This is a genomic window from Pseudomonas sp. NPDC098747 (genome assembly GCF_044760045.1).
Classification (GTDB): domain Bacteria; phylum Pseudomonadota; class Gammaproteobacteria; order Pseudomonadales; family Pseudomonadaceae; genus Aquipseudomonas.
This window is the reverse complement of the sequence record NZ_JBIWAL010000002.1, coordinates 191,271-217,861: the sequence shown is the minus strand read 5'-3', so window position 1 is coordinate 217,861 and position 26,591 is coordinate 191,271. Positions and strand designations below refer to the sequence as shown.

The following is a 26,591-nucleotide window of genomic DNA, read 5'->3' as shown; positions in this document are numbered from 1 at the left end:
AAACACAAGTGAACTTCATCTCTGTTCCCTTGATTTCGAAATTGTTCAATACAATGCATGTCTCAAGTTCAGTCGTGCGCAAATATAAATCACGCGCAGGTCGCGTGCAAGTCGTTCGCCTGTTTTTGAGTTTTCGCGCTTTTTTCGTTTTTGAATGCGTAAAATCGATATTTTGATAGTGTCGGGTGGATGTCCGAAAATGGATCTTTGACTGGTCTAAAATGTAATTCTTTTGTTGGTTTCAGTTGATTTTAATTGAGGGTTAATGATTTCTGTTTTCTGTCATGGCTTGTCATGATGGATTGCGCAAATACGATCTATGCGATTTTTTTTTGACCCTGGGCGTTGGGTTTGTTCGATGTGCTTCAAGCCTTGTGTCGTGTGGAGAGCATTGTTTTCCATTCGTCAGTTCGCAAGGGGTTGGGCGGCTGCACCTCAGTAAACGTCGTCCCCGCCCGGTTTTTGCATCCCTAGAGCAGAGTTATATGTCTGAAGTATATCGGGAACCTGACGTCGCGGTCCCTTTGCTAGGCGGCTGGGTAGCGTGTCGCGAATGTGATCTGTTACTGACTGCGCCGACTGTGCATGGTGGAGGTATCGCCCAATGTCCGCGGTGCAAGCATGAGCTATACCGCCATACCCCTGAAATATTGAGCCGTAGTATGGCGTTGTCGCTGTGTGTGTTGCTCCTCTATGTTCCCGCCATGTTTTTACCGATCATGCATCTGAGTTTATTGGGGCAGAGCACTCGCGGTACGGTATGGAACGGCGTGACAAGTTTGTATGAATCAGGCATGTATGCAATTGCCGCAACCGTATTTCTTACGGGTATGGCGATCCCCCTAGTAAAAGTTCTCTGCCAGTTGGCTGTATTAATGTGTATACATTTTAATGTTGCGCGGGGGCACGGTCGACTGATCTATCGTTGCTATCGCCATCTTCGTGAATGGGGAATGCTTGAGATTTATTTGATGGGGGCGCTGGTGTCAATGGTTAAATTGGCCGGAATGGCAGAGTTGACACTGGGGGTTGGATTGGCTTGTTTTATAGTGTTGATGCTAGTGCAAATCTGGCTTGAGGTCACAATGTCTCCCCAGCAAATCTGGAGCGAGTTGTCGAGTGAGGCCGCCGATGCGCGCCATTGATCACGGCATTATGGTCTGTCTTGAGTGTGAGCAACTGAACTTCCAGTATGCAGGTAAGAATAAGCACAATTGCACGCGCTGTGGTGCCCAGGTTTATGCCCGAAAACCGAACAGTGTTGCCCGAACTTTTGCCCTTTTGATTACATCTGCATTGCTTTATATTCCAGCGAATCTCTTGCCGATCATGACAGTGAATGCGCTCGGGAAGGGTACACCGGACACCATTCTCTCTGGTGTGGTTACATTAATCCAGTTTGGGATGTGGCCGATCGCTGCAGTGGTTTTTATTGCCAGTATTTTAGTGCCTACTTTTAAGTTAGTCGGGCTTGGTTTGCTGTTGTACTCAATGCAGCGCCGCGTTTCACTTGCTCCCAACCAATGCTTGTTGATGTTTCGATTCATTGAGTGGATCGGTCGCTGGTCAATGCTGGATATATTCGTTATCGCAATTTTGGTTGCGTTGGTCAATTTCGGGCAGTTGGCTTCAATAGGCGCCGGGCCGGGAGCGATTGCATTTGCGGGAGTGGTGGTGTTGACCATGTTCGCTGCACTCTCGTTCGATCCTCGCCTGATTTGGGATGCACAGACGGATGAAAACGTATGAATGATATGCCAGCTGCAAAAATTTCCCATGCTTCTAAATGGTCAGCCATCTGGGTATTACCCCTGATCGCGGCTTTCATTGGAGGCTGGTTGGCATGGAAAGCCTATGATGAAACTGGGGTTGATATCCAGATTGTGTTCGCTACCGCAGACGGCATTGAAGAGGGCAAGACCGAAGTTGTGTTCAAGGGCATGTCCGTGGGGAAGGTAAAAGCCTTGGCGCTCGGCTCCTCAGGTATGAATGGTGGCGTCACTGCTACCGTTGAAATGCGAAAAGAAGTTGAACCCCATCTTAGAAGTCAGACACGTTTCTGGTTGGTCAAACCCAGTGTCAGCATGGCGGGAATCTCTGGTCTGGAAACGTTGGTATCCGGTAATTACATTGCCGCCAGTCCCGGTGAGGGCGAGCCTGAGCGCAAATTTATCGCCTTATCGGATCCACCGCCGTTGGCAGACACAATCCCCGGTCTTCACTTGACATTGATGGCCGAGCGACTGGGCTCATTGAGCAGAGAGAGTCCTGTATTTTACAAGCAAATACAGGTCGGGCGAGTCAAAAATTATGCGCTTGCTTCCAACACAGGCTTGGTCGAAGTGCAACTCGTCATCGAGCCTCAGTATGCGGCCCTCGTCCAAGAACACACGCGCTTTTGGAATGCCAGCGGAGTCACCGTTAATGCGGATTTGACAGGCGTCAAGATACGAAGCGAATCACTGGCCAGCCTGGTTTCGGGAGGTATCGCGTTTGCAACCCCGGAACACCATAAGGACAGCCCGCCGTCGCATCCGGGGAAGGTATTCTCGTTATATGAGGATTTCGATGCAGCACAGATTGGCATCGCCGTTCAACTGACCGTGACCGACTTTGAAGGCCTGAAAGCCGGTCATACGCCAGTCATGTACAAAGGTATCCAGGTCGGCACGCTCAAAGCTCTGGGCGGTAACGAGAACCTGAGCAGCGCAACAGCAGAGTTGGCGCTCGACCCGCGCACGGAAGAATATTTGGTCGAAGGTACGGAGTTCTGGATTGTCCGACCTTCCATATCTTTGGCGGGCATTACTGGATTGGAAGCGCTGGTCAAAGGCAACTATATTGCCGTACGCCCTGGGCCGAAGGGGAGTGCTGCTGCCAGAAAATTCAACGCCTTGACGAAGCCGCCTCCGCTAGATTTGAATTCCCCTGGGCTTCATCTGGTTTTATCCAGCAAGACGTTAGGGTCTTTGGAAATCGGCAGTCCAGTTCTCTATAAACAGATTAAAGTCGGTACGATTCAAAGTCATCAACTGTCCCGGGATCGAACCCAAGTGGTCTTGGGTGTGCATATTGAGGCTGAATACGCGAACCTGATCAATAGTTCCACTCGATTTTGGAATGTCAGCGGCCTCAGCGTGACAGGGGGGCTGTCTGGGATCACCCTGAAGAGCGAGTCTCTGCAAAGTTTACTTGCCGGCGGTGTCACATTCGAAACGTTGGACAGTAAAGCTGCCCCCATTAAAAAGCGCGTGCCACGGTTTGATCTTTATGTCAGCCGAGAGAGTGCCCTGGAGCAGGGCTCGGTGGTGAGCATTAAGGTCAACAGCGGGGAGGGGGTGCGCGTTGGGACGCCGATTCGGTTCCGAGGCATCGATATTGGAAAGGTTGACAGCGTGAAGCTGGATGATGATTTTCAATCAGTTTGGTTGGAAGCGCGCGTAACTCAGGGGGCGGACCGGGTTTTGAGGGCCGGCAGTTCATTTTGGATTGTGAAGCCCCAACTCAGCCTGACCCGAACGGAGAACTTAGAAACGCTCGTCACAGGTCAATACATCCAAGTTGAACTGGCTGAAAAACCGGGGGCAGCACAGACCCAGTTTTCAGCCCTGAATGAGCCCCCAAAGAAAAAGTACGCTGAGCCTGGCCTGCGCCTTGTACTGAGTGCTGCGCGGCGAGGGTCGATTAAGCCCGGTGTGCCAGTGACTTATCGTGAAATGGCCGTTGGTAAGGTCACCAATGTGGAGTTGGGCAAAACAGCTGATCGTGTTCTTGTCCATATCATCATCGAACCCCGTTACGCCCCCTTAGTCCGCACAGGTTCGCGTTTTTGGAACGCCAGCGGTTTTGGCATGGATTGGGCGTTATTCAAAGGGGCAACCGTTCGAACGGAGTCGATCGAGACGTTGTTAGAAGGGGGGATTGCTTTTGCCACTCCGGATGAACAGCAGATGGGCAATCCCGCTAGCCAAGCTCAGACCTTCGTTTTGTTTGATGAGGCAAATGATGAGTGGCTCCAGTGGTCGCCTAAAATTGCCTTAGGTCAATGAAGTGCAAAAGCGACGGACGCAAGGGCCTGTGAGTGCAGGCCTGAGATGTTTACGTCGAAAGTCATTTGCGCGAGTAAATGACAGTTATTGAATAGGCGTGCGGTCCGATGGGTTGTACGCTAACCGCTGACATTACTATGGGATATAAACGCATGAATTCGAAAACTTTTACGCTGTGTGCCGTGCTTCTAGGCAGTACTGTATTAACTGGTTGCGTGTCAAAAATTACCACTGAAGAACAGTTTTCTGGCTATTTAAACGGGTATCACGGGCTAGAGAAAACCAAGTCCGCCACAGGAGAGCCTGTATTGCGTTGGGTCGTCTCGGGTTTCAATCCCGATGACTATTCAACCATTGTTTTCGATGAGTTAGAGTTGTTCCCTGCGCCAAAGCCAACTGAACGAGTCAACTTGGAAACCTTGGAGGACCTGCGAGCCATCACCAACGCCAACCTAGTGCATGTGCTGGAACAAAAATATAAAGTTATCCCGGGCTCAAAAGCTGTTTCTGGTGCTCCCCGCACCTTAGTCCTTCATGCCGCCATCACCGGGGTGTCAGCGTCACCGCAAGGGTTGCACTGGTATGAGATTCTACCTGTGGGGGCGGTAGTCGGTGCAGTGGCAGCGGTAACCGGCAAGCGGGATCAAGACACCGAGCTTTTCATCGAGGCTGATCTGGTTGACGCTTCCACCGGTTATCCAGTGGCAAAAGTCGTGCGCAAGGTTATCGGCAGTGAGCTGGAAAATAATAAACAAAAAATTACCACTAAAGACTTCAAGTTGGCTCTGAAAGGGCTCACCAGCGATCTCAGTCAATTCATCAACCAGTAACCCTGAATAGCTGCATCATGGAGTGTTGTGCAACCCTTCACCGGATTGTCCAGCACTCCGATAGGCCCCCATCTTTAGCTCGCCGGATCTGACTCGTTTCACTAGCTCCCTAATCGAGATTGTCAACACGTGCGGGGCGACGCCCTCCCTCCCAGAATCATTAGTCATGAAGGTCCTTGGATCGTGTATGGCTGCCAGCTCCGGGCGGACACTGCAATCGGTGATCCGAAGTAGCATAAAGCCCTCCAACTCCTAGCCACTGAGCCCCTATTTTAAATTGGGAGGTGTACGAGGTTTCCTCGGATGCCTGGCGCTCTATTTCTCTCGAGATGTAGAGGCTCGATCATAACTTCCAAGATGTCTGCGGGAGGGACACCGACGGCTCAAATGGTTGTCTGGTGCGATTTCAAGCGAGACGATATACCTGAGACTAAAAAAACTAGCGGCCTGCCTAAAGGCGCAGTGGCAATACTCAAGCGTTTGTTGAGGGAGGCAAATAGGCGCGATTCGACGCAGAGCAGGAAGAGAGGGGGGGGGCGGCAGCTTGCGCGGGCGCGACGGCCCCTCAGTCGGACGATTACCTTGTCAGGGCCGCGATTTGCTCAGACCGGGCAGCTATTACCACAGGTAACGCATCTACAAGCGGCCGTTTGACGCTCTTGAGCAGGGAGATGATCGGGAGCGAGCAGTAATCACTCCGTGGCTTTTTTCAGCTTCAACTTGCTCGCTAAACTTTCAGTTTGTTTGGTAATGTTCGCGATGGTCGCCAACCCGCGGATCCGATCTTCGCCTTGCCAAGAGTCGCTATGTTCGCTCAATAATTTCAGATTGGTTTCGTGCTGTCTCAACAATACGTAGATGTCAGATTTGTTTTGTGCCATTTTCAGCCTCGATGTAAGGAGGGTGGTTATGCCGCGGCGCCAATCGATAAAAGTCGCACGCGTGCGTGTGAGTACTCTTAGTATCAGTGGATGCACGGAAAATGCGAATCAACTCTGATTAAAAAATGTCAGGGTGGGCTATGTGTAATTTTGTGCGGTTAGCCCCTTATGGATGTGGGCTAGAAGGGCGCGTTTTGAGACATCTTCACGGTATAAAGTTGCGCTCCTGGTGCATTTGTATGCCTCCTCTCAGGTCAAAAATGGCGGTGCCAGCTCTTTAAGAGGTTTCATGCGCGATACATACCGGCTCGGCGATGGACTGAGCCAGCTAATATCTCAATGGTTAGATTTCGGATAACTCAAATCCCAGCAAACCATTTACACGGCAGAAGGTTTTAATGGTCTCGATGATTTCTTCGGCAGAGCCCTCGGCTTCATCTCCCGGGTAGAAAATAAGGTTAATGCCTCCGGGGTGCTCAGTTGATTTATCAAAGTGAAATACGAGCGCATCTAATCGGCTGCCTGAGGTGAAACGGTGGCTAATGCTGTTCAGGTAGTTTACAAGCTCAGTTTCAGTGTGTTGCGAAACTTGAGTATTCATATCGGTCACCTTGCACGAAGGTTGATTGCTGCGCCCGTTGAGCCTAAATTCGGAAACTTGAAGCGACACGATCCGAATTGGATGCGAAATTAGACGTCGGTATGCGATGCATCCTCGGAATACCGTCCGGTTGCGCTGCGGCGCTGTCGAGTTGGCAGTACAGAAAAGTGGGGCTTGCAGATAATACGGATAAGCTTGGTCGCGGTCGGGTCGTTGTGATGAGGCCTGATAGGACCAGGTATAGGGCTCGGCGCGACAACGCTGCGGTTTATTGTCCATCTAGTTGGGTCCATTGATGATCGCTGGCCTGGTGGATGTCGATGAGAGCTCGACGGTAAGGAGCCCCGCGTACGTACCTGGCGACTATCGAGAGTGTGACTGTTCCACGCTCTTTTCACGCTCTTGATGCGGAGGAGGGGGCGCTACATTTTCCGCAGACCCCTTTCCAATTTTTCAGTGGTCGGCGCGCTCTGTTCGAATAAACAGTGTACGAATTTTTTCCCAGAAGTCAGGCCCCAGAACAATAAAGCTAGCTATGAGCATCACGTCTCCCAGTAACTGAAGCTGCCAAAGCGCCGGCCGTAGCCCGGGCCAGAGCGTGTCGACGTAGGGCTCCAGAAACCCGCTTATCAGCGGCAGACAAAACATCACGATACCAATGCGATGTCTGATTGGTCCCACTCGGGTTTCTGCATTGGGGATGAATGAAGACAGGAATCCAAACATGCTACGTTTGAGTTGCTGGAAGCCTGCTTTGCCCATGACTGCGATGACAATGAGCAGCAGAACCTTGTTGCTGATAAACAACGTGCCTGTCAGCGCTGCGACCATAGAGGCTGAAACCCCTACCCAAGCGGCGATGGGTACCAAGAGCCAGCAACCAAGCATAAAGCCAACAATGGCAATGCCTACTTTGAAACGCCATCCAACAGTATGAGACACCATTTTTTCCTCGTGGCAGTGTGGTTATTGAGCCTGTAGCTGCAGATATGGAGCGTGCTTCCAGCTTAGCACTCGCTATTTGTCTGAGTGACCCCTGCATCGTAATTTTGGGGTTGGCCGATCCTGATGGGTGCACAGTGGGTCGTATTTTTCCTAATAGGCAGCGTTTATGATCCGGCTGTGTCGCTGAGGGTTGGTGGCCGCTCACTCAGGATCATGGCAGCGGCTGTGAGAAGGAACGGTTTAATCACCTCCTGCACGAAGGTCATTTCTGCTAAGAGACGGCGGGTTGTATTGGTGGTCAGAAAGATAACGACCATGTTTAGTAGGGCGCTGGATCTAGCCATCGAGCTTTGCGAGTATGTTGATTACCACGGTGCTTAGGAGCATTACCATGCCGATCCACATCGCGAACACGGCGATATTTTTTTCGCGAAAGTTGAATCCGATTAGAAGTAAGGCCATTCCGAGCAGAGTCGGAATGAGGAATATTGAGAGGGGTAAAATAGAAAGCACCGTGAAAACCTTGTAAAAAATTAAGCCTGGATGGCAAAAAATTGATGCATTCAGCGAGGGGCGCTAACGTCTGAGCCGCGGCTGAATGCGCCAGCCAGGAAAATGTCGGCCATCAATTGGAATGTCTTCGGCGAAAAATGCGTTTCAACTCAAAGCCCACTTTTTTGGCGAAGTAATGCCATTCGGGCAGGATCAGCAGCATACAGTCCTTGTTTCCCACGCCACATTCGCGCGAATCTCGGCGTGTGAGCGCAAAAAATTCACCAGGCAATCTCACTCGGTTGCGCACACATCCTTTGGTAGTCCAAGTGACTCCGCGCCGCATGTAAGAAGTGGCTACTTGATGTCGTTGAGGGAAACGATCAAGGTGAGCCTTGAGCACTGCCAAGGTTTCACGATAGGTTGCGTAGCTGCTAAGCACATGATGCTCGTCTTTTACACTATTGGTGATGGAACCTTGACGTATTCTTTGAAAATATCGATCTGACCGCGTTGCATAACAGAGTCTGCTGTGCAGGTATATGTTCATGCTGAACAATTGGTCCTCATGCGCACGCCCTTTAAAAGAGACGTCAAAACGGTCTGTCAGGGATTTTCTAAATATGTACTGCCAAGTCGCAGCTTTGTATTTGTTGTTCACGATGAGATCTTCGAGTAATTCACTGCGTTCTCGGTACCAGCCCTCTCGTGTGGGTGCCGTATCACGCCGCATATAACGACGCTCTCCTTGCGCATCAATAAACGATCTTTTGGAAAAATAATACAATTCTAAAGCGTTGTTCTGAATGAAAACATTTGCGAAATCATTAAACAGAGTGCGGCTGACAACGTCGTCCGGGTCGCAGAAAAAAATAAAGTCACCAGTAGTCGCCTTGAAACCAGCCGTCCTGGCCGCACCTACTCCCTGATTTTCTTGCGTTATAATCTTAATTTTAGGGTCGTGACCGTATTTCATATTTATCAGTGACAACGTCCCATCGGTTGAGCCGTCGTCAATTATTACGATTTCCCACGGTTGGACGCGCTGACCCAAGATTGAGCGCATTGTCTCAGTAATATAGTTTTCGACATTATACGCAGCGATGACTACTGATATCTTGGGCGTTAGCATATGGTCCATTCAATATTATGGTAGAAATAGGGGGGTATTGCTCAACTTTCAGTTAAAGGGAAAGATCACTGATGTGCGTTCGGTCGGTATTGCGGCCGTCCCATTCTCCGTCCGACTATTAAGCTACGCTGCGTAACGCCAATCGAGCCAAAGACCGAGGCTTGCGCCAATAACCATAGCCGAAGTCATCGCAGTTCCAGATCCGTTCAGCCCAAAGAGTTCGAGAAGAAGATTTCCAAGAAGTGCCCCGCCTATTATGGCTATCATTATATTTGGCTTCTTCAAAGTCACACCTAGATGGGCACAAAATTGTGCCATGGAAGAGTTAGCCATGACACGAAGTCCTGAGCCCTTCTCTCAACACTCAATCGCCCGTGACGACGTTATTCATGAAGCGTATTGCATTAAGCGGCCGGTATTGCACGCGGCCGCTCAACTGCTACATAAAGAAACGAATTACAGGTAAACCAGTTCGATGGTGGCGGAACCATTCAGAGTGATTTCACTGCTGGTATCGAAGGTTTTTTCCGGAAAGATAATGGGCTTAATCACGATCGGCTGATTCAGAAGGGTGACTGTTGCCGGGGCCACGCCTCCACTCGTACTCCATGAAGTTACGCTGGTGGCGTCGTGGAAAAGCACATCAGGGTTAGAAGCTCCCCACGTCACACCTGAGTCGGTACTGCGCAATACTGTCCCGGGAGCGCTATCGAGCGTCGGCGTCTGCAGTTGGACGTTGAACCAACCATACGAATTACCGTTAGCGTCCTGACCGAGACCGAAATCGTCGCCTTCCAGATCAGTAGAGACAGTGTTGTTAATCGCATTGATACCGACGAGCGTTGCGCTGGAGCATTGAACGGTCAAGTTTTTATTGACGGTAGGGAGGTAGGTCCGCTCAGTGGCCGAAAGATCTTTGGCGCTGATCGAGCCCAGATCGATATCGCCCCCGTCAATAGTGATATTGCACGCAGCCGGGGTAATGGTGCCGGTCACACGCAGGTCTACCGAGTTGGCGGCATTGGCGGCGTTGGCAGCGAAGGTCAAGGCGAGGGGCAGCAGCAAAAGCTTTTTCATGTGGGCTCCATCAATAAGCAGTGGTTTTGATGGGCCTATTGTGGTCGGCGTCCTGCCGGTGATGGAAATCAATCAGGCTTAAGAAGTATCAGCCGTAGGCGGTCAGAAAGACCATCTCGGCAGCTCTATGACGGGGCTGCAGTGCATTCGCGGGCGGGTAATTTTTATCAAAACTAGATTTGCCAGTAAATAATTCCACGCGAGCAGAGGTAGCGGAGGCTGATAAGGGGGCCAGGGTAATTAATCTGTCCAACCACGGCCGCATTTTTTAAAAGGGCTGTCGACTCCTTTTCGGGGGCGAGGGTTGGTGCTGCCCATCTGAGGCATTTATCACTTAGTAAGGTAGATGAGGCGCGTCCTATCATGCGGCACTTGGCGAGAAAAACACGGACACTAGGTTCACCTTGTTATGGAGTAGAGAGTCGCCTTTCGGGTGTGCCGGATAGTGCACATCTACTGCAACTTTGGTATGCGAATCCACATAGCGTTCCGAAAGGCATGGCCGGCGCGTGCATGGGCTATGGCCCTGGTGGCTTTAGTATTGCTGCGCATGCAGTCTTGATAACACTGGCGGCACCATTAGACTTGCGAAACGCCTGAAGGCCCTGCCTCCTAGACATATCCCTAGCGTGACGCCAGCTGAGCGGTGTGATGCCGTTGACGTTGTGGTAGAAGCAATCTCCGTCGCGTTGTCGCGCGACGGCCTGTACTTGCTCCAAGGTGTTGCACCGCGTCGCCACGATACAGGCTGGGTATCTACGGTGTTTCAAGCTGGCCGGGACCGCTTTCGAAAGATGCCCTGTCTCCACTGTCACTCCAAGAGGGGGCGACTGGATTCGCAGTGCGTTTCTAGCATCGCTCCTCGTCCCCAGCAATAAGCTCCGCCCTAGACTCAGTGTGTCTCCGTTACACGCGGGCTTCCAGGGACAATACGGTAAGGGACTGCCAGCTCCGGAACCATTACTAATTCAGGTTCCTTCGCAGTCTTGTTATTTATTCTGGTCGGAAATTGAATTTAAGCAACGGTTAAGCTTCGGCGTGCAAGCTGGTGGCTCAATTGATTACTGGATGATCCATGTGAAACGTTCTTACCTTGCTTTGCTAGTGTTGCCTCTCTTTGCCTCTGCTGCATTTGCGAATGGAGGCTACTCGGGGCCTAGCGCGAAGATGCCAGTGAACACCGCTGCGGAAGCATCCGCAGCTCGCGATGATGAAAAAGTTGTATTGGAAGGCAGAATTGTTAAGCAACTACGTAGTGATTTATACGAATTTAAAGACGCTACAGGCTCTATTACAGTAGAAATCGACGATGATCTGTGGCCGATGGCGGCTATCTCAGAGCGTAATCAGGTTCGTTTAGTCGGTGAAGTAGATCGCGAAGTTTTCGACCGACAAATTGATGTCGATCATATTGAGTTGATCAACTAAAACTGTTAGCGCATCGAGCGGAATATAACGAATATACATCACTCGGCCAGCGAATTACTGATTAAAGATCACGATGGCTATTTGTTTTATACATATTGGCTCGGTGCGCTCTAACTACCCAACTCTGCAAGCTTCTAATAACGCCAAAGGCTGGCACTACCCTGGCTCGTCACTCTAGAGGGTTGGTTCGCCAAGCCTTTATTACATTCAACGATAAATTCCCTCTACGCCGATGCTTCCCTCGCCACATTAGGGTGCGTTTTGCTGACGAGTCTACATTGTCGATCTTGTCTCGCTGAGATTGTTACGAGGCGCACCCCAAGGTCTTATATTAAGCTTCGACAGCTCTGTCCCTTCGGAATAAATATTAGTGTTCTTTAGCCTACGCACAGGGGGATATTTGTCTACCTCCTCCAGCAGAGCTGGTGTGTTCTGCTGTCCGCTGACCAGCAGTGCATTTTCAGATAATTCTTAGCGGTGAATAGTCTCGCCGGGAGCTAGCCTTTCCGTAGACATCTTCTGCTTTAAAAAGGATCGTATCGTGAGAGCATCTTGGCTGCCGCAGTAGTGACCCTGACCATGAGGTTTTTGGTACATGCAGCTGAAATTCAAGTTGGCGTGCGCGTTGTTGTACAGCCCGGTTGCGAAGTCATCGGACCTGTAGGCCCCTTGGGGGCTGCACACTCCGGGTTAATGGACTGTAAGCGCATGAGAATCGACGTCCTAGCAGCCCCTTTTAGTAGGTGACACGATTGCGTCCACAACCATGATTGCGGACGCATTAATGACCTTTATTGACCAGACCTACCTACCACTTAAAGTGGTCAAGGTCGGAGGCCGCGGCAAGCGGACCTTTGACCCTGATGGTAAGCGCCGCCTAATTGCCGCCTGCCGCCAACCCGGCGTATCCATCTCTTACATGGCGTTGCGGGCGGGAATCAACGCAAACCAACTGCGCAAATGGATCGGCAAATCTCCACCCTCGCGGGACTCAGCGTTTGTCCCCGTCAGCAGCATCGATAATTTCATTGATTCGGCGGGCAACCGTCTCAGCTTATCCCGAAAAGGCCAATCCATCACGATCTGCTGTAAACCCAGCATACCTGACGGCGCAGCTCCCCAATGGGGAATCCATCCAGCTCGAATGCGGCGAACACGATGTTGGCCTGGTCACGGCGCTTATCCAAGCGCTTGGAGCCATCTGATGCTGCGCTTGGACGAAGGCCTGAAGGTCTACTTGCATCGGGATGCCGTCGACTTCCGCAAAAGCATCAGTGGCCTGTCGGCATTGGTCGAGCAATCACTGGGATTCGACCCGTTTGCGCAGGCGGTCTACGTGTTTCGCAACCTCCTAGCTGACCGCATCAAACTGCTGGGCTAGAACCGTAAGGGTTTTTGTCTGCCGCTCAAACGACTGGAAGCTGATCGGTTTGCTTGGCCAAGAAGGAGGCCTTCGCGATACTCTCTGTCGAGCAACTGCACTGGTTGCTCGACGGCATCGATATCAATCCCGTACGTCGCCATCAGCCCCGGCATTATCAGCGGGACGTGGACCGATTTAATCATGGAGGTCTAATTCGCCATGATTTCGACGCCGATCACTATCTCTCCTAAAGAGCTCCTTCTGTTGCGTAACGCCGCCAACGAGCGCCACGCGCTCAAGAGCAAACTGCGCGTGGTGACCGTTCGCCAAGCGCGAGGTGCGAAGCACTGAGCAAAAGGATCTGTTCTTCAACAAAGCCGAAGCGCTGGGCCCTACGATAGCCACGCACCGGCGCAGGAGGAGTCCAGAGACATTAATGTGCCCGGCCATAAGCGCAAGAAGCCTGGCCGCAAGCCGCTCGATCCCAGGACCGAGTGTAGCTATTCGCCACGAATTGCCAGAAGCGGTACGCACCTGCCCGCGCGACGGCCATGCTTTGACCGAAATCGGCGTTGAGATGTAAGCGTCCGGCAAAGACATCTGTTTCCGCCCGCAAAGTCCGGAGATGGTGTGCACCTAGTTTAGGTGGACACCCTGTCTAGCACCAAATAAGCGGGTTTTAAATGCAGCGACAACGCCGTTCCTTCTCTAAGACCTTCAAGGCCCAGGTGATTTCCGAGTGCGCCCAGCCCGGTGCCTCGGTTGCCGGTACCGCTATCAACCATAAGCTCAATGCCAATCTCGTCCATAAATGGATTCGGGCGCAGGCCAAGAAAAGCGTGGCATTGCAGGCAGCCTTTCTACCGGTGAAACTGCCCCCGAGCGAGGCCCCGCCAGAAACACCGGCAAGCACTATTCGAATTGAAATCTCACATCCACGCGGCTCTGTCATCTTGAATTGGCCAACCGAAAGCTCTGCCGATTGCGCGAGTTTTCTTCGAGGCTTTTTACAATGATCCGTATCGATTCGATCTGGCTCGCAACTGAGCCCATGGACATGCGTGCCGGCACAGAGACTGCGTTGGCTAGGGTGATCGCGGTGTTCGGTGCGGCAAAGCCGCACTGCGCTTATCTGTTTGCTAACCGCCGCGCCACTCGTATGAAAGTCTTGGTACATGACGGGTTTGGCATCTGGCTGGCTGCTCGCAGGTTGAATCAAGGTACGTTTCACTGGCCAGGCATTCGGCATGGCGCTGAAGTGGAGTTGGATGCCGAGCAGCTGCAAGCCTTGGTGCTGGGCCTGCCATGGCAGCGCGTGGGTTCTGGCGGTGCGATCAGTGTGCTGTAAAGCGCTGCGACACAATTAGCCCCATCAGTCTATCGCCGCCCAAAGCGCCTTCAGGCAAAATCCACGGCATGACTTCCTCGCCCAACCTCGATCAAATGCCCCCCGACCAGCTGCGTGCATTCGCTGCGCAGTTGCTGTCGCCAGTCGAGATCATGGGCAAGACGGTCGAAACGATGGGTAAAACCGTTGAGACGATGAGCAAGAAGATCAACCGCGACCAAACGGTGATCGAGAAGCTGACCCACGAGATCGCCCAACTCAAGCGTTTGAAGTTTGCGAAGCGCAGCGAACAGATGAATCCCGAGCAGGCCAGCTTGCTCGATGACTTGATCGATACCGATATCGCCGCGATTGAAGCCGAGCTACAAGCCTTGCAAACAGTGCCAGCGGCGACCGAGAAAAAGCAAAAGCCCAAGCGCACGGCGTTGCCGGCTGAGTTTCCACGCACACTGATTCATCACGAACCGGACAACACTCACTGCCAATGCGGCTGCGCCCTCAAGCGAATCGGTGAAGATGTCAGCGAGAAGCTGGATTACACGCCGGGCGTGTTCACCGTCGAGTGTCATGTGCGTGGCAAATGGGTCTGCGATGACTGTGAAACACTGATCCAGGCACCGGTTCCAGCACAAGTCATCGACAAGGGCATCCCGACCCGCTGGGCTGCTGGCCCACGTCATGATTGCCAAGTTTGCCGATCACCTGCCGCTTTACCGTCAGGAGTCGATTTTCGGTCGAGCGGGTTTGGCGATTCCACGTTCAACGTTGGCTCAATGGGTTGGCATGACGGGCGTGCAATTGCAGCCTCTGGTCGATGCGCTGCGCGACGTAGTGCTGGGGCAGCAGGTTATCCACGCCGATGAAACACCGGTGCAGATGCTCATGCCGGGCTCGAAAAAAACTCACCGTTCCTATGTTTGGGCCTACGCCACCAGCCAGTTCTCGGACGTGGCGGCGGTAGTTTACGACTTCAGTCCCAGCCGCGCCGGGGAGCATGCACGCAACTTCCTGCAAGGCTGGAAAGGCAAGTTGGTCTGCGATGATTTTGGCGGTTACAAGGCAAGTTTCGAACTGGGCATTACCGAAATCGGCTGCATGGCCCATGCGCGGCGCAAGTTCTTCGAACTGCACGCTACAAATAAAAGCACGCTCGCCGAGCAGGCCCTGCGCTATATCCAGTTGTTGTACGAAATCGAGAGCGAAGTCCGTGAACTGGAGCCGGATTTACGGCGCCGAATACGGCAAGAAAAAGCCGTACCGGTGATAGAAATGCTGCATACCTGGATGATCGCCCAGCGTGACCTCGTGCCCGAAGGTTCTGCGATCAGCAGGGCGTTGGATTACAGCCTCAAACGTTGGGCAGCGCTGTCGCGTTACCTCGGCGACGGCGCCGTACCCATTGACAACAATTGGTGTGAGAACCAAATCAGGCCATGGGCTCTTGGGCGCAAGAACTGGCTCTTCGCAGGGTCGTTACGCAGCGGAAAACGGGCGGCTGCGATCATGAGTTTGATCCAGTCTGCGCGGCTGAATGGTCATGATACGTATGCGTATCTGAAGGATGTTCTCACGCGCCTGCCGACGCAGCGGGCGAGTGAAATCGATCAGTTGCTGCCGCATAAGTGGCAACCGATTTCATCACGCAAGACGTGATGCCCGGACGCATACGTTGAGATCAGCGAGCAACTGGATATCGTGCCGCAGCAGATTCGCGTCATCCAGCATCCGCGTGTGAAGTATGCCTGTCCGTGTTGCGATGGCGGAACCAAGGTCACTCCTGCCCCGGCTTGTATCATCGCCAAGGGCTTGCTGACTGGAATGCTTACTTGCGTAATTGAAGTGGAATTAATTCCCGAATAGTCAGAATCCAATTAGTCAGAAAGTGAACGTTCCGTTCACTTTGCGGTGTTCACTTTTCCATCGGCGAGAAAACTCTCTGTCTCACGGGCCTTGCGTCCGCGCCATCAGTGCTTCGTGCGCTGATTCGGTAATAGTGCGTCCAAACAACGAAGGCCGTTTTTTCTGCTAACCAGTCTGCTAACCAATTGCGTAACGCCATTTTCAGGATGAAATGCAATTTTGTGGGAGCGTGGGTGCCGCTACGGTTGTTTACTCGGCTGAGGATTCCACTGCTTTATCCGGCTGGCGCCCGGTGGTGTTTTGCTTGGGAAATTTCATCAGAGCTGGTTTTTTACAGCAGGCGTACGAATGGAGGCGGCGTGAGAACCTTCAAGGCCTTCCCGCCGCCAGAGCCCTATTCTTGGCTCATCGTTTAATACAGGCCACGTAAAAGGCATTCCCGATATACGTCTGCGACACAGCACCGTTACTGAGATTGACGTGATACGCCTCTTTGCCCGCGCTGGTCTTATCATCGGTCCAGTAGCGCGATTCGGTGCCGTAACCAGGATTCGAACACTGGCCATTCACAGGCCAGTCATGTTTGGAACACATGCTGGTATTGGAGCCTCCGGACACTTCATCCCGGAACAAGGTAGTTAACTCATTGGCGGTGGGTAACCGAGAGCCATCGCCATTGGCCAAGCACTCCATCTCAGCAATATCGGTCCCCGAGCCCAACGGTGGGTCTATTCGTGGGTATTTCTCTTTGTCCGGTTTTACGAACTGCTTGAAGATTGACACGCGCTTACTGGCCGCGACACCTTGGGTGTTGCCCACAGTTCCGGAAGCGTTTTTGGCGGTGACTTCAAACGTCAGGGTTTTGCCCCTGTCGGCCTTTGTCAGCTTATAAGTACGGCTGGTACTGGCCGTGGCGCCACCCAGCCAGCGATAGGTCGAAGCGTCGGCGCTGCCGCCATTGGCCTCATAGGTGTATTCGCCTTTCAGGGTACCGTCGATTTGTGGTGTCCCCCATTGGTCATAGCCACTGATACTGACATTACTGACCAGAGCAGGTGCTGTACCGGCCACACACAATCCGCGCTCACTGGCCCAGTCGTCTGGGTAGTTGTTCGACATTTCCCCTTTACCCAAATGGACGATCTGATGCGTGCCCTGAGTCGCGCCAATGGTGCCTGTCCAATAGCTATTGCTGGTATTTACCACGTAAGCGGCCATGTTGCCCAATGACGCATGCAACGCCTGAAGCTCGGCGGTGGTGCCGGGGCGTTTGTTGCCATTGCTCTGCCTGGCACAGGTTTTCGCCATGTCGTACCAGGTGCCTTGGTCGAACGGTGGGTTCCAGGCAATCGAACTCTTCAACCCCAGCGTGGCGGTGGCCAAGGCGGCTTTTTCTTCAGCGACCCGATTAAGCCGATTCGCTACAGCGGGACGTTTTGAGACTTCCACTTTTAGTTCTTCCGCCGCGCTGGCCGAAGGAATGGTCAGGCTGGAGAAGGCAAAGGTTTTTTCGGTAGCGCCGTCCACAGCATTGCCTTTCCAGTACCACTGATAAGTCAGGTCGGCTTCGGTGCCACCGATGACGGTGTGGTTAGCCTGGAAGCTGGCACGCTCTGCGGTGGGTTTTTCAATGGCCAGCCCGGTGATGGTCAGACTCGATACGATTTGCGCACTGACCGCCGAGACCATCGTGCCCACCACGGTGTCGTAACTGGCCGGGGTGATTTCGACCATCAGGTACTTGCCCGCATCAGCGGCGACGGGGGTATAGGTTTTGGTCGTGGCACCGGCCCCGGTAGCGAGGACTTTGCCGCTGCCATTGGTGGCGGTGGCGGTGTACCACTTAAAGCGCGAGCGATCGGGAATGGTGGCATTGCCGTTGTAGGTATAGACCGCCGTGACAGGTGTACCGACCGTGGCGGCGGGCACGCTGGCGACTGTTACTGAGGGGACCCCCTCTGGAGCGCCAAATTTGGCGCAGGCAAACCTGTAACTGTTGGTGATGACGTTGCTGGAGCTGCGGCCATTTTCGCCCAGATAGACATATGTGCCTCGGTCGACGGTAGCAGAGCTACTCCAGTGAACGTTGCCCCACCCATAAGTTTTATTGATATCGTTTTCAGAATCTTCACCTGCTGTATTGGCGCGGGTATAAGTCGTAAACAACGTTTGTAATTCAGTCACAGAAGGCAAGCGAGAGTTCAGCCCCGCACAATGCATGTAGGCATCCCCCCAGCTCTTGCTGCTTGATACTTCGGTATATTCACTGGCCAGTTGCGCCCGCGGCGGCAAGACCGGCGCTAACGAATCTGGACTGGTAACCGGTGCGGTCGCCTTGAACGGATCGGCGGGCGGCAGAGACGCCGGGGTCACGGCGAACTTCAAAAACTTCTTGTTCTGCGCCGCCGTCGGGGTGAAGGTCTCTGCCGTGGCGCCACTTATCGCCGCGCCGGCGGCGGACCAGCTAAACTCACTCCTGGTCGGGTCCGCCAGGTCATTGTCGGGGTCAGCATAGGTGTAGGTGGCCTTGAGCACATCGCCTTGCGCCGGATTCTTGCCGGGCACGGTAACGTTGGTAATGACCGGGGCCGTGGCGATTGGCACACGACCGATGATCGGGGCCGACAACGGTGAAGAGCTGGGGGCCGCTAGCAGCGACGAGCTACACAGCGCCCCGGCACACAAAAAGGTCAATTTTGCAGTACGCATAGTTAGGTCCATTTAATGTCGGGGTTAGTGCTGGGTCGCTTGCACCGCATGGTCAGCGGTCACTTTGAGGCCTCGGCCTTGATGCGGGCCGGTCGGGGTGTAGCGCTGGGCCTTGGCCCCGCTGATGTTCTCGACCTGCCCCGAACCCGGCGCGGTTTCCACTTGCCATTGGTAGGTCAGCGGGCCGCAGGTGCCACCGCAATCCACGTTGGCGACCAACTCTCGACCGACTTCCGGGCGCCCTGATACAGGGGAGCCATCGGCGTATTCCAGGGTAACGGTGAGCGGCGACAGCAGCGGTTGTGCACTGACTGCGGGGACCATCGTGCCGACGACCGTGTCGTAACTGGCCGGGGTGATTTCGATCATCAGGTACTTACCGGTGTCGGCGGCTACCGGGGTGTAGGTTTTGGTCGTGGCCCCGGCGCCGGTGGCGATGATTTTACCCGCCCCGCTGCTGCTGGTGGCGGTGTACCACTGGAAGCGCGAACGATCCGGAATGGTCGCGTTGCCGTTGTAGCGGTAGATCGCGGTGACTGGCGTGCCTACCGCCGCATTGGGAATGCTTACGCCGGTGACTGTGGGCAAGCCTTCGGCAGCCCCGGCTTTGATGCAGGCATACGAGTAGGTGTTGCTGTTGCTGTTACTCGCCGCACGGCCATCCTCGTGGACGTACACATAGCTATGCTTGGTTTCATCCCCCGGCCCCTGGCTCGACCAGTAAACATTGCTGGCCCAGTTGTAGGTATTTCGTAAGTCGCCTTGAGCGTCGTCTCCGAGTGTATTGGCGCGGGTGTACGTGAGATAGAGCGATTGCAGCTCGCCGATATTGGGCAAGCGCTCACCGCGCCCGGCACAGTCCATGTAGGCATCCCCCCAGCGCTTGGCGCCACTCCCGGCGAGATATTCACTGGCCAGTTGGGCACGCGAAGGTAATACGGGGGCCGTCAGCAATCCGCTGCTGACCGGGGCTGTTGCCTTGGACGGGTCAGTAATCAGGTCGTTCGTGGCCGGGGTGACCTCAAAACTCAAAAACTTGTCGAGATCGCCGGTTTGCGGGACATAGGAAAGGGTATTGCTGGTGCCTGCGGCGGCGGCATTGTCGGCCTTCCAGAGACGGACCGTCGCTGCGGGGTCTTCGAGGTCGCCGTCGGAGTCTAGAAGGGTGTAGGTCGCGTTCAGGGTATCATCGACCGCAGGGTTCCTGCCGGGAGCGGTGGCGTTGCTCAAGACCGGGACAGTGGCCGTGGGAGCATGGCCGATCACTTCAAGTGTGGCGGGGGAGGTAACGTCGGCAGCGAACGCAGGAAAAATAGGCAGCGCGATCATCAGAAGAGGAGTACACGCCATTGCGAGGCGGCTTTTGACGAGTGCTTTAGCGTGGAGCGGCCTATATTTGACTGTCATTTCAGATTCCATATTGTTACGCGGACCAATCCACGGGGTTACACCTAGGCCGCTGATGGGCTGCGGGCTCTGCCAAGACGAGATTAAAAATAAAGTGGGGCGCTGTTATCACTGAATGGGCAGGAGCCTTCTACGCACGAACCCATTCAGTGACAAGCGCCCTGCAAAGGGTGCTTTCGACTGAGTGCAGTCATGACGCCCGTGACTCAACCAATGCAGGAAACAGGTGGGCATTGCAGCAATGGGAGGGGGCTGAAGCTCCTCTTGGGGGGGAGTGCGCTCCCGTTACTACATCGCCCCGCGAAGCGGTGTGGCAAAAGGTGGGGGCGTCGCCATCGATCCCATGAAGAGCTATTAAACTTAAACTCGGCGACGACTTAACCCCATAAAAAATTGTTGCGATTGAGCGACCGGTATTGTATGCGGTCGCTCAAAAAGTTCAGTGGCAACGTGAATTACAGGTACACCAATTCGATAGTGGCAGAGCCGTCGAGTGTAATGGTCTGGCTGGTGTCAAGATTGTTGGTGGGCTGAATCTCCACATATAGATCCAGAGGTATACTTACCGAAGTCACACTTAGCGGGCCGTCGGTAGCGGTTGTATTGTTCCAAGAATGGACATCATTCGGTCCGTTTTTCAAACCGTTGGCTGCGTTACTTACCCACGAAGTGCCATTATCATTGGATCGGATGAGAGTGCCTGTCGAGGCTCCGATATTTACTTCGTTTGAATCACCCCCTAAGTGAACCCAGTAAGTGCCGATCTTGTTTTGGATATTATCAAAACCTAGACCGTACTCGCTTCTGTTTGGGTTAGCAGTAGCGGTTGAGTCTGCGCGATTATCTATGCCTTTGATACCGACCAACGTATCGGAAGAACACAAGATATTCAACGTTTTAGTAGATGTAGTGAAACTAGTAATAGTTTCTTTATTGGCATTAATAGTTCCCAAGTCAAAGTCTCCACCAGACATGGAAATATCACACGCAGCCGGGGTAATAGTACCGGTGACGCGCAGGTCAACCGAGTTGGCGGCCATGGCGGCATTGGTGGCGAAGGTCAGCGCGAGTGGCAGCAGGATCAATTTTTTCATGACGGACTCCGCAGTTATTCCTTAACGTTGATTGTAGGTTGTTTCGTTGGGCCTATTGTCCTCCGCGACTGATGGCAAGCAAAATCAGAAAGGCTCAAATGTTCGCTGCGCCGAAAAACATTTTTTGCCCCGCGCGGGGCGTCTATGTCGCGGTACAGCGCCTTGCCAACCTGTGCAGCCCCCGCTAACAGGCGTCAATTGTTATTAAGGGGGTGGTAGTGGGTTGCTCAAATTAGCAATCGGCGGGAAGGCGCAGCGGAATATGGCGGGACGCCGTTGTCACTGAATGGTCAGGAGCCCTCCGAACCCGGTCAGTGACTGTATAGCTCGCAATGTGGTGAAGCGTCGTAGTAACGGGGGCTGTTGAAGCTCTTTTGGGGGAAGAGATGCCCTGTTACTACGCTGCCCCATAAAGCGTATTGCATAACGCGACCGGCATTGCACCGGTCGCTCAACAAGTTCAACGGTCAGCGAATTACAGGTAAACCAGCTCGATGGTCGCGGAGCCGTCGAGAGTGATTTCAGCGCTGGTGTCGAGAGTGTTTGTCGGTTGAATAGTCGCCACCACTTTAAGCAATGCGCTAGCGTTGGTAGTTGGCACCGGCTGAGATACAGGTCCAGCGAAACGCTTATCCAAGGCAAAAATTCGTGGGTACTTGGTGTAAGACAACAGGCCTAAATCGGTGGCGCTGAACCCCATCCAGCTGGTGCCCTCGTCGTCTGACGATTTAATCTGGCCTGCGGCGCTATCCACCAAAATCGAAGGCTGGTTCACCAAGATTTCATAGCTCCCAATCGGAGCGTTTTGGCTGTCAGTGCCGAGGCCAAACTCATCACTGTCATCAAAGGGAGCGGAACTCTTTCGGTTATCGATAGCTTTGAAAGCGACCTGAGTGGCACCGCTACAAGTAATCGATAACGTTTTTCCAGCCGACTCAGGGAGTTTGACGCTCGTCGATGCTGACAAGGTTCCAATGTCAATGTTGCTCAAATCGAAATCACCGCCGGCCAGCGTGATACCGCATGCAGCCGGGGTAATGGTGCCAGTGACGCGCAGATCGACCGAGTTGGCAGCCATGGCGGCGTTGGATGCGAAGGCCAAAACGAGAGGTAGCAGAATCAGTTTTTTCATGGGGTGCCCCGAAGGTATTCCTTCGCGTTGAGTGTATTTTTGATTCGATTGGCCTTTGTATGCTTCGACTGACGGCAAGCAAAATCAGAAAGGCTCAAAAATTGTCAGGGCGCACACAGCTGTTTTCACAGGAGAGGCGTTTATTCAGGGCTTGCTGGTGTTTAGCTGCTGTTAGGCGCGAGCTGGTACGCCTCAATCGTGATTACATGTTCGGTTGGGCTCGCTCAAGTCGGCCAGCCAGCGACGTTGAGACGGTCGTGATTGAGCCCCACGGTTTACCCGTCCAGGCAAATGGCTCTGCACACTCTGTGCGCCCCACACAAGGGGCGGCATGGGCTCGTAACGCGATATCCTGAATATTAGACATTCACCCGCCGAGAGGTTAAGCAATGCCGCCAGAACTGATTAACAAGATCCTTGACGTCTGCACTCGAAAGATTGAGCAAAAAGGCGAAAACGTAGGACTTTCGTTTTATGCATTTTTTGCCAATAGAAACGATAACCCGCCGTTGCTCATGCAGCCGCGAACTGGTGAATCATGGAAAACCAATTCGACCATTTTGAAAAGGCAGTCAAAATCAACCAAACGGTACTGGCTCTTAGCGAGCAGCGACAGATAAATTAACTAATTTTTGCTCGGCACTGATTTACGCCTTCATGGGGGAAAGCCAGTTGCTTTATTGCCGCGTTGCCTGCTGACTCAATAGCGGGTTTTACTTTTGTGCACGAGTGGCGCGATATCCGGTATTTCACAAAATAAAGTGCAATGAGCCGCAATGAGCCGCAATGAAACGGGGTGAAGTGCAACGGGCACTACTCGCGATACACCTCCTAACGGCTATTGATTAGTTTCGGCAATGATAGGGGCGGCGGTTTATACCGCCGCCGTTGGATGTGACTACTGATGTTTCAACCTTCGCCAACTGCGGGGCCGACTGACGCGCCACCGGCGCCATTAATTGATAGTCGCCATTGCCTTTAATCCATTCGCGGTACTGTTTGCGGGCCATTGCCAGCACAAACCCGTCCGATGTATCCGGGCGAACCTGTCGCGTCATCGCCACATCACTAACGTGGCTTCGGTCCAGCCGAGCAACGCCGTTCGACGAAACGGACACGGTAGCCATGCATTGAAGGCGTCCGCTGCCCTCGAAATTTGGTAGGTGGTATACACAGGGATGGGCAGGCTCATGGTTTTATTCTCCGCGACGAAAAACAAAAATGCACCACTGAGGAAACAGCGTAGTCATGACTGGCTGGCCGTGCAGGCCCTGATCGCACACTCGGATCGCAGTAGCCCAGTACGCGAGCGCAAGCTACAGATCTCTGCTGGCAAGAAATGACATGCAGCAAAGCAAGAGCCGTAAAGGTAATTGCAGGGATACTCGGTGATGGAACGCTCCATCCTGTGTTTGAAAGTGGAGCGGGTCTGGGGACGTGACTACGCCAATTATGCGGAGGCGATACGCGACAGCACGGAATACATCGTTGGATTTTACAACAGCGAGCGGCTGCACTCGAAACTGGGATATCTACCACCGACCGTTTATGAGCGGGCGATGGCGTCAAAACCACCTATCGAGGTGTCCGGAATTAGTTGACCACCACAGTTAGCCTGCAGCGCCGCAATTCGCTCCGGCGAACAATCAAGAGATGTGTCTCTCAGTAGATCGCTGTTCACAACATCTGAAAGTCTCATCTTGTCCCCTTTGCGGTAACGATGAGGCTCCGCAAGGTCAAATGACTCTTTGCATGCTCCGATGGAAGAAATGAGAGCCGCAATGCCTGGTGTACGCTTTGTTTTGGCGCGCTCCGCCTGGCGATGAGGATGTGAACAAAAAACGCAATACGACGGAGTGGGCAAGAAAATCCCCGCACTGTTTGGGCAGCGCGGGGAGAGATGTGCTGGCTGTTCGCAGGGAGCTGCCCCTACCTGCGAGCGGGTGCGACGCTGTCAATCTTGTGCCAGCATTCCTCGACACTTATTAGAGCGATCGGAAGCTTAGATGAACAGCGAATAAACATCAGAAATGCATTTTCAGCCCGTGCGCCGCCACAACTCGCAAAAAAAGCACTGTCTGCGGCTGTGCGTGGCAAGGAGAACCAGTAATAAGGAAAGCCCCACAAGATAGGAGCCGACTAATATGTAAGCACCAGATCATAAGTCGTCCCCGAAAATCATATTGCCTTCGCCATAAATATAAAATGCGCCAACCTCTGGAAATTAATCATTATCAAAACATATTCATGCGGTAGGGGGGCATGGTTGTCCCTATCTTTGCAATACTGATTAAGGGGTGGAGTGGTGGCTTGCTTGAATCGATCTGGCGTCTATCTAGGGCATACCCGTGCGCCACAATGAGGGGCGTGCCTGACGATCCTGAAAAAAACCGTGGCCTTTAAGGCCATTCTTATCTACAGATTCTGCGCCAGGTCGATGGGCCGTCACACCATCTGTTTTTCAGTTATCGAGCAGCAGGCGATGAGGTTCTTGTCCGCAGGTTTGCAAATCCCCAGTTAGTTTTGGCGCTTTCGTTCAAATGCGCTCGCATTATGGCTGGCCAGGAGCTGGGGATGGTTCCTTGTTAGAGATGTGTTAACAGATGCTGATACCGCCTGTTAGGTCGATCATTACATGTCGCATCCTTTCCCCCGCTTTCTTGGCAGGCAGCGCCGGGACTGTAATGAGATGGTCACCTCGACGCGCTGCGAGTGCTACGCTTCTCCATCTCTATCAGGAAGCGCTCGCGGCGGGTCTGCTTACGTTTGCCGGCGTATTCGGCATCGGCAAAGGACATCTGTGTCATTGGGGCACGCCCCAATAGGACTCCAGCCAGCAGCCGTGCAGGGGACAGCTCACCATCAAGGGGCTTCCAGACGAGCACGAAGGTTTGGTCCTCCGGATCGTTCAGGCAAAGTGGGCACACCCGGCTGATCGGTAATCTGGGCAACCAGGTACGCCAAGGGGTGAAAGATCGTGTCTTGCGTCATCTTGGCAGTAACACCGAGAGCTAGAAGGCGTAGGTTTCCAGAGCGGACGGAGCCGAATCGTCGAGGCTGTCCAGAAGCCACGGGATCCAGCCCGCGAAGCTCATGGCGCGCAGGCCATGCAGCTCCAGACCGCTACGTTGAGAAAGCGTCATCAGCAGCGACATCGGCGGAGGGGCATCCAAATCATAGACCTGATCGTGACCGAAATCGTGTTCCAGCAGATCGCGCAAGTCGATCTGATAGCAGGCGGCGACACGGCTCAGCCACGAAGATAAGGCTTCTCCTTCCTTGAGGGCGGGATGTAGCGGCCAGCGTTGTGCGGTTTTCACATCAGTTCCCGCTCGAATTGGCGTCGCCGTTCGCTGGGGCCGGTGTGATCGGCCATGCTATGCGTACGATGGTTGATCGCTTCTTCGCCGCTTTCCACGGCGGCAACGGCCGCCTCCATCAGCAGGTGAGCCAACTCCCCGATGGTGCCCTCGCTGCGGGCGAGTAAGTAGCGGGCCATGTCCAGCGCCGAAATCGGGAAGAATCGCCGCAGCGGAAGCGAGGCGGCGAAGCTGGCCAGTAGCGAGCAACAATCGTCGTTTATATCCACAGCGGCAATATCATGGGTTCGAAGCAGTTTTCCAACTGCTCATCCAAGCGGATGGCCAAGTAGGCATCGCGTGCGCCAACCCCGACTAACGGAATGCGCAACTCGTTTCCCAGGAAACGCAGCAGGTTGAGGAATTCGGGCCGATTGACACTGTTGCCCGCCAGGACATTGTGCAGTTCGTCGATCACCAGTATTTGCACGCCGACCTTGCGCAGCAACGCCAGTGCTAATGGCTGTATTCCGGGCAGCCGTGGGTGTGGACGCAATGGCGCGCCCATCGCGGCCAGCAGCGCCACGTAGAAGCGGATTACGGACGGTTCGGACGGGATCTGAACGCTCAGTACCGGGATGTGCTCTTGCTCCACGTCGGCGCTGGCGGGGTGACTGCGGCGGAATTTCTCGATGATCATCGACTTGCCATTGTTGGTCGGACCTATCAGCAGCAGGTTCGGCACGCGCTGCTTGTTCGGCCATGCATACAGGATTTCCGACCGGCTCAAGGTCTCTACCGCTCGCGGTAACCAATCCCACGATCGGCGCGAATACGCTGGATACGCTCTCCCGCCGGTAGCCGGGCCAGTCCCTGCGCGGCGGGTATCAGGTGGGATAGGTCAATAATGGGGTATTCGTCCACGGCTTCCACTTCAATCTGCT

Annotated in this window: 21 protein-coding genes and 4 pseudogenes; 13 read left to right on the top strand and 12 right to left on the bottom strand. The window is 53.6% G+C overall.

Annotated elements, in window-relative coordinates; all coding sequences use genetic code 11:
* Positions 1 to 485: 485 nt before the first annotated feature.
* The 4 genes from ACIQVE_RS02020 (at position 486) to ACIQVE_RS02005 (ending at position 4,879) form a co-directional block, all read left to right on the top strand.
* Complete coding sequence (locus ACIQVE_RS02020) at positions 486 to 1,145, top strand: paraquat-inducible protein A (protein ID WP_402804002.1); 660 nt, start codon at positions 486 to 488, stop codon at positions 1,143 to 1,145.
* Entirely contained in the window at positions 1,132 to 1,749 is a 618-nt protein-coding gene (locus ACIQVE_RS02015) for a paraquat-inducible protein A (RefSeq protein WP_402804000.1), read from the top strand. The genes ACIQVE_RS02020 and ACIQVE_RS02015 overlap by 14 nt, the downstream gene beginning before the upstream one ends.
* Positions 1,746 to 4,049 (top strand): MlaD family protein, encoded by a 2,304-nt coding sequence (locus ACIQVE_RS02010; RefSeq protein ID WP_402803998.1) that lies wholly within the window; start codon positions 1,746 to 1,748, stop codon positions 4,047 to 4,049. The genes ACIQVE_RS02015 and ACIQVE_RS02010 overlap by 4 nt, the downstream gene beginning before the upstream one ends.
* Before the next feature lie 152 nt (positions 4,050 to 4,201).
* Positions 4,202 to 4,879, top strand: coding sequence for a DUF3313 domain-containing protein (locus ACIQVE_RS02005; protein WP_402803996.1), 678 nt, complete (start codon positions 4,202 to 4,204; stop codon positions 4,877 to 4,879).
* Positions 4,880 to 5,571: 692 nt separating this feature from the next.
* Here the strand turns inward: ACIQVE_RS02005 and ACIQVE_RS02000 are convergent.
* From ACIQVE_RS02000 to ACIQVE_RS01980, 5 genes are all read right to left on the bottom strand, one after another.
* On the bottom strand, positions 5,572 to 5,760 hold the full coding sequence (locus ACIQVE_RS02000; protein ID WP_402803993.1) for a hypothetical protein: 189 nt from the start codon (positions 5,758 to 5,760) through the stop codon (positions 5,572 to 5,574).
* A 343-nt stretch (positions 5,761 to 6,103) separates the two neighbouring features.
* Positions 6,104 to 6,640 carry a bacteriocin immunity protein gene (locus tag ACIQVE_RS01995; protein WP_402803992.1) on the bottom strand — a complete coding sequence of 179 codons (537 nt, stop codon included), beginning with the start codon at positions 6,638 to 6,640 and terminating at the stop codon, positions 6,104 to 6,106.
* 174 nt (positions 6,641 to 6,814) lie between these two features.
* Positions 6,815 to 7,306, bottom strand: a complete 492-nt coding sequence (locus tag ACIQVE_RS01990; protein WP_402803990.1) for a transporter suffix domain-containing protein — start codon at positions 7,304 to 7,306, stop codon at positions 6,815 to 6,817.
* A gap of 625 nt (positions 7,307 to 7,931) precedes the next feature.
* Entirely contained in the window at positions 7,932 to 8,930 is a 999-nt protein-coding gene (locus tag ACIQVE_RS01985; protein WP_402803988.1) for a glycosyltransferase family 2 protein, read from the bottom strand.
* Positions 8,931 to 9,386: 456 nt separating this feature from the next.
* Positions 9,387 to 10,007 carry a DUF1120 domain-containing protein gene (locus ACIQVE_RS01980; RefSeq protein ID WP_402803986.1) on the bottom strand — a complete coding sequence of 207 codons (621 nt, stop codon included), beginning with the start codon at positions 10,005 to 10,007 and terminating at the stop codon, positions 9,387 to 9,389.
* A 1,077-nt stretch (positions 10,008 to 11,084) separates the two neighbouring features.
* Between ACIQVE_RS01980 and ACIQVE_RS01975 the strand changes: the two genes are divergently transcribed.
* The 7 genes and pseudogenes from ACIQVE_RS01975 (at position 11,085) to ACIQVE_RS01945 (ending at position 16,006) form a co-directional block, all read left to right on the top strand.
* Entirely contained in the window at positions 11,085 to 11,435 is a 351-nt protein-coding gene (locus tag ACIQVE_RS01975) for a YgiW/YdeI family stress tolerance OB fold protein (RefSeq protein ID WP_402803985.1), read from the top strand.
* Between the two features lie 784 nt (positions 11,436 to 12,219).
* Entirely contained in the window at positions 12,220 to 12,816 is a 597-nt protein-coding gene (gene tnpB, locus ACIQVE_RS01970) for an IS66 family insertion sequence element accessory protein TnpB (protein WP_402803983.1), read from the top strand.
* Positions 12,817 to 13,017: 201 nt separating this feature from the next.
* Positions 13,018 to 13,149, top strand: a complete 132-nt coding sequence (locus tag ACIQVE_RS01965) for a hypothetical protein (RefSeq protein WP_402803981.1) — start codon at positions 13,018 to 13,020, stop codon at positions 13,147 to 13,149.
* 332 nt (positions 13,150 to 13,481) lie between these two features.
* Positions 13,482 to 13,814, top strand: coding sequence for an IS66-like element accessory protein TnpA (gene tnpA / locus ACIQVE_RS01960; RefSeq protein WP_402803980.1), 333 nt, complete (start codon positions 13,482 to 13,484; stop codon positions 13,812 to 13,814).
* The gene (tnpB, locus tag ACIQVE_RS01955) at positions 13,811 to 14,146 is read left to right on the top strand and encodes an IS66 family insertion sequence element accessory protein TnpB (protein ID WP_402803978.1); all 336 of its coding nucleotides are present in this window, start codon (positions 13,811 to 13,813) and stop codon (positions 14,144 to 14,146) included. Before tnpA ends, tnpB (ACIQVE_RS01955) begins: the two co-directional genes overlap by 4 nt.
* Positions 14,147 to 14,214: 68 nt before the next feature.
* Positions 14,215 to 15,799 (top strand): annotated as a pseudogene (gene tnpC, locus ACIQVE_RS01950) (IS66 family transposase).
* Between the two features lie 21 nt (positions 15,800 to 15,820).
* Positions 15,821 to 16,006 (top strand): IS66 family transposase zinc-finger binding domain-containing protein, encoded by a 186-nt coding sequence (locus ACIQVE_RS01945; protein ID WP_402804047.1) that lies wholly within the window; start codon positions 15,821 to 15,823, stop codon positions 16,004 to 16,006.
* A gap of 405 nt (positions 16,007 to 16,411) precedes the next feature.
* On the opposite strand, the gene ACIQVE_RS01940 is transcribed toward ACIQVE_RS01945, so the two are convergent.
* From ACIQVE_RS01940 to ACIQVE_RS01925, 4 genes are all read right to left on the bottom strand, one after another.
* Positions 16,412 to 18,715 (bottom strand): hypothetical protein, encoded by a 2,304-nt coding sequence (locus ACIQVE_RS01940; protein ID WP_402803976.1) that lies wholly within the window; start codon positions 18,713 to 18,715, stop codon positions 16,412 to 16,414.
* A 24-nt stretch (positions 18,716 to 18,739) separates the two neighbouring features.
* Positions 18,740 to 20,044 (bottom strand): hypothetical protein, encoded by a 1,305-nt coding sequence (locus ACIQVE_RS01935; protein ID WP_402803973.1) that lies wholly within the window; start codon positions 20,042 to 20,044, stop codon positions 18,740 to 18,742.
* Positions 20,045 to 20,577: 533 nt separating this feature from the next.
* A complete protein-coding gene (locus ACIQVE_RS01930) occupies positions 20,578 to 21,216 on the bottom strand; it encodes a DUF1120 domain-containing protein (RefSeq protein WP_402803971.1) in 639 nt (212 codons plus the stop codon).
* A 475-nt stretch (positions 21,217 to 21,691) separates the two neighbouring features.
* Entirely contained in the window at positions 21,692 to 22,348 is a 657-nt protein-coding gene (locus ACIQVE_RS01925) for a DUF1120 domain-containing protein (protein ID WP_402803970.1), read from the bottom strand.
* Between the two features lie 389 nt (positions 22,349 to 22,737).
* Here ACIQVE_RS01925 and ACIQVE_RS01920 point away from each other — a divergent pair, with 389 nt between their 5' ends.
* Positions 22,738 to 22,968, top strand: coding sequence for a DUF6500 family protein (locus ACIQVE_RS01920; protein ID WP_402803968.1), 231 nt, complete (start codon positions 22,738 to 22,740; stop codon positions 22,966 to 22,968).
* Between the two features lie 225 nt (positions 22,969 to 23,193).
* Here ACIQVE_RS01920 and ACIQVE_RS01915 read toward each other — a convergent pair whose 3' ends face one another.
* Positions 23,194 to 23,475, bottom strand: a complete 282-nt coding sequence (locus ACIQVE_RS01915) for a hypothetical protein (RefSeq protein ID WP_402803966.1) — start codon at positions 23,473 to 23,475, stop codon at positions 23,194 to 23,196.
* 144 nt (positions 23,476 to 23,619) lie between these two features.
* On the opposite strand from ACIQVE_RS01915, the pseudogene ACIQVE_RS01910 reads away from it, so the two are divergent.
* Positions 23,620 to 23,949: pseudogene (locus ACIQVE_RS01910) on the top strand (IS3 family transposase); the annotation flags it as partial.
* A 1,208-nt stretch (positions 23,950 to 25,157) separates the two neighbouring features.
* Here the strand turns inward: ACIQVE_RS01910 and ACIQVE_RS01905 are convergent.
* Both ACIQVE_RS01905 and ACIQVE_RS01900 read right to left on the bottom strand, forming a co-directional pair.
* Positions 25,158 to 25,668 (bottom strand): annotated as a pseudogene (locus ACIQVE_RS01905) (TniQ family protein); the annotation flags it as partial.
* Positions 25,665 to 26,571, bottom strand: a pseudogene (locus ACIQVE_RS01900) (TniB family NTP-binding protein). The pseudogenes ACIQVE_RS01905 and ACIQVE_RS01900, both read right to left, overlap by 4 nt.
* Between the last annotated feature and the right edge of the window lie 20 nt (positions 26,572 to 26,591).

Coding starts and splice junctions, on each gene's coding strand:
- ACIQVE_RS02020 (WP_402804002.1), top strand. CDS start 486: ATGTCTGAAGTATATCGGGAACCTGACGTCGCGGTCCCTTTGCTAGGC.
- ACIQVE_RS02015 (WP_402804000.1), top strand. CDS start 1,132: ATGCGCGCCATTGATCACGGCATTATGGTCTGTCTTGAGTGTGAGCAA.
- ACIQVE_RS02010 (WP_402803998.1), top strand. CDS start 1,746: ATGAATGATATGCCAGCTGCAAAAATTTCCCATGCTTCTAAATGGTCA.
- ACIQVE_RS02005 (WP_402803996.1), top strand. CDS start 4,202: ATGAATTCGAAAACTTTTACGCTGTGTGCCGTGCTTCTAGGCAGTACT.
- ACIQVE_RS02000 (WP_402803993.1), bottom strand. CDS start 5,760: ATGGCACAAAACAAATCTGACATCTACGTATTGTTGAGACAGCACGAA.
- ACIQVE_RS01995 (WP_402803992.1), bottom strand. CDS start 6,640: ATGGACAATAAACCGCAGCGTTGTCGCGCCGAGCCCTATACCTGGTCC.
- ACIQVE_RS01990 (WP_402803990.1), bottom strand. CDS start 7,306: ATGGTGTCTCATACTGTTGGATGGCGTTTCAAAGTAGGCATTGCCATT.
- ACIQVE_RS01985 (WP_402803988.1), bottom strand. CDS start 8,930: ATGCTAACGCCCAAGATATCAGTAGTCATCGCTGCGTATAATGTCGAA.
- ACIQVE_RS01980 (WP_402803986.1), bottom strand. CDS start 10,007: ATGAAAAAGCTTTTGCTGCTGCCCCTCGCCTTGACCTTCGCTGCCAAC.
- tnpB (WP_402803983.1), top strand. CDS start 12,220: ATGACCTTTATTGACCAGACCTACCTACCACTTAAAGTGGTCAAGGTC.
- ACIQVE_RS01965 (WP_402803981.1), top strand. CDS start 13,018: ATGATTTCGACGCCGATCACTATCTCTCCTAAAGAGCTCCTTCTGTTG.
- tnpA (WP_402803980.1), top strand. CDS start 13,482: ATGCAGCGACAACGCCGTTCCTTCTCTAAGACCTTCAAGGCCCAGGTG.
- tnpB (WP_402803978.1), top strand. CDS start 13,811: ATGATCCGTATCGATTCGATCTGGCTCGCAACTGAGCCCATGGACATG.
- ACIQVE_RS01940 (WP_402803976.1), bottom strand. CDS start 18,715: ATGCGTACTGCAAAATTGACCTTTTTGTGTGCCGGGGCGCTGTGTAGC.
- ACIQVE_RS01935 (WP_402803973.1), bottom strand. CDS start 20,044: ATGATCGCGCTGCCTATTTTTCCTGCGTTCGCTGCCGACGTTACCTCC.
- ACIQVE_RS01930 (WP_402803971.1), bottom strand. CDS start 21,216: ATGAAAAAATTGATCCTGCTGCCACTCGCGCTGACCTTCGCCACCAAT.
- ACIQVE_RS01925 (WP_402803970.1), bottom strand. CDS start 22,348: ATGAAAAAACTGATTCTGCTACCTCTCGTTTTGGCCTTCGCATCCAAC.
- ACIQVE_RS01920 (WP_402803968.1), top strand. CDS start 22,738: ATGCCGCCAGAACTGATTAACAAGATCCTTGACGTCTGCACTCGAAAG.
- ACIQVE_RS01915 (WP_402803966.1), bottom strand. CDS start 23,475: ATGGCTACCGTGTCCGTTTCGTCGAACGGCGTTGCTCGGCTGGACCGA.